A 7,202-nucleotide genomic window follows, 5' to 3' on the forward strand; every position below is an offset into this window, starting at 1 on the left:
CGCACATCTGCCACTACGCGCTGACCGGTCACCGGCCTACGCGCCCAGCGGAAGTCGCGATCCGGCCCTGGATGAAGTGGACGACGTGGTGGACCAGCGGCGGGAGTCGTCCAGCACCCAGCAGCGTGATTGCAGTGCCTCAGGGAGCCACGGCCAAGCCCTGAGACCCTCGTGGCCAAAGGGCCGTGGCGCAACTCCTGGGGGTTACGGGACAACCCTTAGCCAATGCCCACCCCGGCGGAACGAGTGCGGCGAGACCTCCACCAACCCCAGACCGTGTGGCCCACCAGAGCGACCGCAACGGCAACAGCCGTGAACCGAACGGTGGTCCAGGTACCCAGAACAACCTGGCTCGGCCCGCGCGACTCCGTCTCCAGACGCATGGAAGTCTCATAAAAAGCCACCAAGGGAACAAGCAGCCGGAAGCCCAGGCCGCCGATACCCGGCACTTGTGCGACGTTCCCCAGGAGCCCAAGGGGTGCTCCGAAGAAGAATGCCAGCACACCCCAGAGGGCAATTCCGGATGATCCCGCACCTGAGGAATCCAGTCCCTCCAGGGAGGCCAGGGTTCCCTTAGTCAGGTAGTAGGTCACGACACCGATAGCCAGCCCCAGAGATGCAAGAACAACCGATTCGATTTTAGACCGGCGGAAATAACCCACCAGAAACGCGTAACAGGCCCACGGCCACCCACCGGTGAAAACGGCGCCCACGGCCACACCCGGACTGCCGCCCCAATGCTCAGCGACAGGCCCCGTCAGACCAAGCAACAAGCCAATCCCGAGTGGCACGGCAAGCGACGCAGCCCGAGCACCCCAAAAGTTCATTTTCTCCCTTTCCGGCCCTAATGCGGCATTGCTCCGGGCCTGTGCGCGCCCGGAGCAATGCCCCACCCGAGGGAGATCAACCCTCATCATAGTGGACGCATTTACGCATTATCGTAATATGCATAGCAGGTCCATGCCGCACCTTGTGTTGAGTTGGCGTAGGAAGTCCCCCCCTTCGCCACCCAGCCACTTGAATGGTCGACGTTCTGGACCCTGACTGTCGACTTGTGCTTCACATCCGCGATGTAGTTCGAGTAGCACTTCTTTCCAGCCGACACCAGATCGTACCCATAGCACCACGTGCCATGAGTCACGTCCTCGCAGGTATTCCCTTTCAGTTGAGCGGCTGAATCTTTGATTTCCAGCTTTACCACGCCCCACTCGGAGGGGTTACCCAGCTCCGCTGGCGGGTTGACGCCGTCACCTCTCTTGTGGATGACGGGCTGCCCAGTTATGAGGCCGTCACTGGCCTCAATAACGATATCGCCGGAACCGGTTCCGCTCTGAGGGCCATAGGCCGCCGCCGGGCCGGCAAAGCCGGAAACCGCAAGCGCAGCGCCCGAAATGCCGAAAAGTATTGACTTCCCAAACTTTTTCACGTTCCCCCTATCTCCGCTCCCCGTCACCGAGAGCTCGAAGGGATTTTCTACGAGGGCGCTGCGGCAGTCAAGGCTTGGCCGATTTACGGCTCCGGCATAGCCTGAAACCGTTGTCGGGCGGTGGTATTCACGGGCGGCGTCATGAATGCGCGGTCACGGCACGCGTGTTGTCAGGGCCCATAACACCCCTGCCGTCCTGGCCACCGTCCGCGACCTGATCCGCGGTGCTATCAAGCTGGCCAGGCACGTCAACATGACCTTCGCCCGACGCGCCCACACCGACCGCCACAGGTGACGCACGCCAGATAGCCGCAAATGGGCTGGCTAACCTCGAAGTTTCGTGACGGGCCGCCGACGGAGTCGGTGGCCCGTTTTCGTGCCGTGAGTTGGAGACGTCCCAACCCAAGGCACAGCCCCCACTCAAGTTACTTCGGGACGAAGAGGTCATCACGCAAGGTGGCCAGCCGCGCGCTTCCGTCGTCGGGGCTTGCCCTGATCGACGGCCGGCAGCGTGGCTCAGGCTGGCGGGGGTACAGCGAGGCACACGCGCGCCTGCACGGTCGGCTGACCCGCCATCCTGGCTAACTGTCGTCGGCTGAGGCTCAAACACCGAGGCGCCCAGCTCGGCCGGGGTGCGTTGACGCAGAGGGACCGTGCCATTCGCGTGCCAGATCCTGCGGGGAACCGCGGGGAACAGCGGGAAGTTACCTACGGTGCCACCAGGGCTCCAACGTGACTCCGCCGCAGGTCAGCACAGCAACCGCCGCCAAGAAACCCGAGCTTCCCAAGCTGAGAGCGCCCGCCGTACGCGCAGGCTCCCCGAAGAGTCAGAGTAAGTCCTTCCAGAAGGGGACCGTCGCCCGCGGGTTCCAGCTCTCGTCGACCTCGCCCCGAGCCTCGTCGAACTCCTGGTGCATGTAGTCGACCAGGTCCAGGCCGTAATAGATGACGTCGGTCTGCCACACCGAGAGCACTGGGTGCCCGAAGCTTCCCCGGCCGGCCGGCAGGTATCGGTGGGCATACACGGGCACCAGTAGCGGCACCGCCGCCAGTTGATGCCGCGCTGTTGCCAGTGCCACCGTCCCATCAGCTGGACACTCACCCCAGCTCTCGTGCCAGAACCCGTTGTGCTCAACGTCGAACAGAACCCCCTCGACCGGCCCGTCGAGCTGTCGACGCAAGCTGTCCAGGTCACCGCCCCGCCACTCAGGCCAGGGTCTGGACCAGGTCTGCCCTTCCTCAGGAGGGACGTTGACCGGGAGCCCGGCCGCAAGGAATGCTCGGTGATCGTCCGCGAACTCGAAGCCGTACTCACGCTCGATGCGCGTGAACTCGGCCTCCTTCAGCCCCGCCTCGAACTCATAGAAGCCTGTCTGTGCCAGGCGATGTGCGGCCTCCGCACCCAGGCGTACTCCCTCATTGCTGATCACCGCCGCACGCTAGCGCCGACCGCAGCCAACCGTCACCCGAGTTATGCGCAGGCTCCGTCTCAGTTTCCGTCTCATTCAGCCCCGTTCACGGCCGTTCAGATGAGACCGAAGCCGGTAGCCGCTCCCTCGGCCAGCCGCCCATGAACCCAGGTGAACCCCCCTGCACACACCCCACCACCCCACCACCACAGTTGGAAAGCGTGCGCCCTCGGTGCCTGGCGGTCCCACCGCTCTGCCGCAGGCAGGTGCAACCGCCACCAGAACACCCACGATTCCCAAGCTAAGGACCGAGCCGACGCCACCGGCCGAACGCGATCGGTAGGACTCTGTCTCATGGAAAGTCCCTGGTACCGAACCACCCAGCGCGGCTACCGTCAGTGTCCTCACTCTCACTGCCCTTGGGGGACATTTATGCTCGTCCGCAAGCTGCGGCCCATATCGGCAGTCGGCCTTGTGGTTGCCGGGTTCCTGATGGCTTCCGGGTGCTCCACAGGTTCAGATGCGCCGCCGGACTCGGTGGGGCCGCGGGCGACCGCATCGGAGAAGGCCGTCGCGGCACCGCTGACGCGTGCAGAGTTGCGGACGCTCACCTTCAAAGACGGCGAGGTTGCGGGCGCGCCTGAGGGCGGCCTCTCAGTGAGGGACCTCGAGCCCGAGAAGGGGCAGCGCTCTTTCCCGCCGGTGGCCAATCGCGCGTGCCAGACCATGCTCGACATCCGCAACGGGGAACGCGCGTCTGTCGTCGTCCTACAGATCTTCAACTGGAAGGGCGACATTTGGGGTGGCGGCTCGACGCTTGCAGCTTACGAAGATGGGAAGGCCAAGCAAGCCTTCACACAGCTCAAGCAGGCACTTGCGTCCTGCCGCTCATATGAGGGCACAGGCTGGGTGGGGAAGTTCAAGGCCAGGCTGACGATGGAACAGGCACCGGGCGTTGGGGATGAAGCCGTGCGCTTCCACGAGACCATCCCCATGGGCCCTGAGCAACCAGGGGACCGTAAAGAGCAGTTCACCGTCGTGCGGGCTGGGAACACCATCGTGACGTTCCAAAAGCTGAACGTCGGAGGCAGCGCGTCCTTCCCCGACGATCTGGTCAGCCGGCAGGTCGAACGGTTGCAGAACGCACAACGCCTCTGAGGGCAGCACGAGCGACACAGTTGGAGAGCGTCTTGGGCATCAGGCGGTGCCGACAGCTCCGTCAAGGAGGAGGATGAGGGGGGTGGGGATCTACGGCCTGAAACATAGTCCCGAGGTGGCTCCCGGGGACATTTATGCCCACCCCCCTTGACCGCGGACCTCGAAGGTTCTCTGACCGGTCTCACTCCACCATGCAAACTAGCAAGCGGCACTGACAACGGCCCGGGACCAGGAGGAGCGACGGCGCCTCGCTGCGGTACAGCAACGAAGTACAGCAACCCCAGCAACCGCCAGCGCCCAACACCGGCCCTCACAGTCCTCCCCGCAGCCCGTATGACCTCCAATGACCGATCTCTGTAGAGCTACGGATCAGAAGGTCATACCCTCGGCATCGGTGATGTGTCGTGGACATCGCCAACTTGGCAGCAAAGTTGGGCCAGCAGCCCACCGACGGCGGCGAAGCGTGATTTCTTGGAACCCTACTTGGGTCGGGGATCACTCTGGCGTTTCAGCAGCGCACCACCGACAGGAGTAATCAGTTCACCCGCCGCGAGAAGCTTCGGCAGGAGCGACTCGATGCCTACTCCGCGTATGCCGGCGCGTAGGTCAACTATCGTCGCTGCCTGGTTCGTCTCTGGTTCTGCGAGCACGAGCAGCCACCACCGGAGGACCGCGACGCCGTGCGTATCCGCGCCTACGACCTGCGCTCCAACGCCCAGGAGGCCCTCTTCCGGATGCAGATGCTGACCGACGGCGAGAGGTTGAGCCGGACTGCGGGAGACGTACTTACGGGCATCACGGCGCTGACCAAGGTGGACAGCAGGGCCGAGCTGGACGAGGTGAGAGCGCAGACCCGTGACGACATCAGCCGACTCGTCGGCTCAGCGAAGCAACACCTTGAGACGCTTGCACAGGCCACTGGGCTGAACCCAAGCGCCGACGGGAACCGCACCACAAGCGCACCACATCGAGCGGGGAACAGCGGGGAACCAGGGTGAAAGCAGTCGGTCACAAGGCTGCCTCACCGAGGCCGTTCGCCCAGGTCAGCATCAGAAACCTCCATGAATGTCCCTAGGTTCCCAAGCTGAGAGCGCGAGTTCGATTCTCGTCACCCGCTCCAGAGAGCAACCCCCAGGTCGAGCACCCGGGGGTTCTTTGTTGTCTGGGCCGGTGCGAGGGGCGCCCGTAACCGCATCATCATGAGTCGGCGTGGAGGGTCGTCGTTGTGGTGCTTCGCACGCTCCGCGCGCAAGGTCGTCGAGGCCAAGTCACTACCGACGCCGCGGAGCCCGCTCCCGGACCTCCTCCGACTTCGGTCCCACCACCGGCCGGTCTCGCCCGAAGCGGAAAGACACCATGTCGCCGACTCCGCGACCGTTGTCACTGCGAATCTCGTCCGTGTCGTCGTCTCCGCTCCGCCCGGCCTCCGGTTCCCTGGTGAGCCGGGTCGCAAGGTGGTAGGCGACGGTGACGTCCTGGTATTCCCGACCGGGGATGACCGAGTCCGGTAGGTGGGTCCGGTCGCTGTGGCTCGTCGACTCTCGCTTCCCGGTGCCGGGGAAGCGGACGACTGTCTGGGGTTCCTGCGTGAAGCGGAGCCGTTCGGCGTGGACCGTCGAACGGAACATGATGTCCCCCACCGGGCTCCCGGCGCCCGCCCCTCGCGTTCAGGGTGGCTCCTCCGGCTCCTTGGCGGTACGTAGGCGACCGGACCTCGGCGGCAGCTTCCCGTCGTCTCCGCGTGTCCGGCGCGTACGGGTGCCGCCTTGACTCCGGCCGGCCCGGCCCCGCTCTCCCTCCGCGCCCTTGCGCGCCGCACGCGGCTCGGCCGGCTCGGTCCGATCCGCAGTGACGTCGACGGTCTCCGCTGTGTGCGCGACGGAGCCGCCGGCCCGTACCGCGTCACCCGCCGCTTCCGTCACACCCGCGGCCTGTCCGGCCACGCTCCCGGCGATGCCGCCCACCACCTCGCTGGCGCTTCCGACGGTCCGGCTCGTCTCATGGCCGACATCCTCCACCGCGCGCCCGGCACCACCGCCCACGTCCTGAACGGCCCTCCCGGCTCCCTGACCTACATCCTGTGCCACGGAGCCGACGCCCCGGCCCACGTCCTGGACAGCAGCCCCGGCTCCCTGCCCCACGTCCTGAACGGCCCTCCCGGCTCCCTGACCGACATCCTGTACGGCGGATCCGGCGCCCCATCCGACCTCCTGGACAGCCCTTCCGGCACCCGTACCCAGCTCCCCGACGGCGTGACGTGCTCCGACGCCGACATCCTGCACGGCGGACCCGACTCCACGCGCCAGCTCGTGAAGGATCTCCGGGTTGCGGTCGAGCGTGGTGAGCACTCGGTCGATGATCTGTGCGACGTGGTGGAGGCGCACCTTGAGCTGGGCCTGGGCCTCGACGCCCGAGATGCCCAGGTGCACCCGGCCGAGCGAGACGTCGGCGCCCACATTCAGTTTGAGCAGATCCAGCACCTCGGCCTGCAGCGAGACATGCGCCCGCAGATCCTCGACGTCCAGGTCGATCTCGTCGACCTTCAGGATCGGAACGTCGAGGAAGACGTCAGGGCTCGCACCGGCTGCGTCCTCCTCGTCGTAGGACGCCGGCTCCTCTTCGAACGATGCCGACTCCTCGTCGTCAACCTCGGGATCGGCGTACTCGTCACTGTCCTCGGCGTCGAGTTCCTCACCGTGTTCGTCGTCGTAGTCCTCGACGGACCCCTCTTCGTTCTCGGCGTTGCCGCGCATCGCCACGCCTCCGCAGTTTTGGCATATGTTTCTACCATTTTCATCCATTGTGGTCATTGGTGCGCGGTAGGTACCGTACGCTGAGCGAGGGCTTTGGCCGCCAGGCGTGCTCGGATGGGTTCGTCGGACTCAGCCGAGTTGGGCTGACGCGCAGGTCAGACGGGTCAAGGACTGGGCTTGCAGGCACGCGGAGCGGCAAACCGTACGCGACGTGCTGATTCCGCCGGACAGCCGACCGGACAGGCCGCGGAGTCCCGGCAGCGCAGGCGCACCGCATCGCCACATTGAGCGTCGGCACGAGGGTCCTCACCAGCCGGCGCCCGGCGAACCTCCCTCGACCGGAGCAAGCCCTAGACGCCCTGAGAAGGGTTCTCGAAACCGAGTGTGGGGGCTGGGTTTGTGCTGGTCAGGCATAGTGCTGGGGTGGGTGAGGTAGATCCGGTGCGTCCGTGGAGG

5 protein-coding genes and 1 pseudogene are annotated in these 7,202 nt (G+C 65.5%); 2 read left to right on the top strand and 4 right to left on the bottom strand.

The window, feature by feature from the left end:
* Nucleotides 1–928 precede the first annotated feature (928 nt).
* Both IE239_RS40955 and IE239_RS40960 read right to left on the bottom strand, forming a co-directional pair.
* A complete protein-coding gene (locus tag IE239_RS40955) occupies nt 929–1,426 on the bottom strand; it encodes a lactococcin 972 family bacteriocin (protein WP_190154530.1) in 498 nt (165 codons plus the stop codon).
* Between the two features lie 827 nt (nt 1,427–2,253).
* On the bottom strand, nt 2,254–2,856 hold the full coding sequence (locus IE239_RS40960) for a hypothetical protein (protein ID WP_190154531.1): 603 nt from the start codon (nt 2,854–2,856) through the stop codon (nt 2,254–2,256).
* A gap of 411 nt (nt 2,857–3,267) precedes the next feature.
* Here IE239_RS40960 and IE239_RS40965 point away from each other — a divergent pair, with 411 nt between their 5' ends.
* Together IE239_RS40965 and kilB are read left to right on the top strand one after the other, a co-directional pair.
* Nucleotides 3,268–3,993: a hypothetical protein gene (locus IE239_RS40965; RefSeq protein ID WP_229878796.1), complete on the top strand. Its 726-nt coding sequence runs from the start codon at nt 3,268–3,270 to the stop codon at nt 3,991–3,993.
* Nucleotides 3,994–4,610: 617 nt separating this feature from the next.
* Nucleotides 4,611–4,991, top strand: a pseudogene (kilB, locus tag IE239_RS43435) (plasmid transfer protein KilB); the annotation flags it as partial.
* Nucleotides 4,992–5,264: 273 nt separating this feature from the next.
* Here the strand turns inward: kilB and IE239_RS42860 are convergent.
* Nucleotides 5,265–5,621, bottom strand: a complete 357-nt coding sequence (locus IE239_RS42860; RefSeq protein ID WP_229878797.1) for a hypothetical protein — start codon at nt 5,619–5,621, stop codon at nt 5,265–5,267.
* A 39-nt stretch (nt 5,622–5,660) separates the two neighbouring features.
* On the bottom strand, nt 5,661–6,746 hold the full coding sequence (locus IE239_RS40980) for a TrbL/VirB6 family protein (protein WP_190154532.1): 1,086 nt from the start codon (nt 6,744–6,746) through the stop codon (nt 5,661–5,663).
* Nucleotides 6,747–7,202: the final 456 nt, after the last annotated feature.

The organism is Streptomyces humidus (assembly GCF_014649655.1).
Taxonomy (GTDB): domain Bacteria; phylum Actinomycetota; class Actinomycetes; order Streptomycetales; family Streptomycetaceae; genus Streptomyces; species Streptomyces humidus.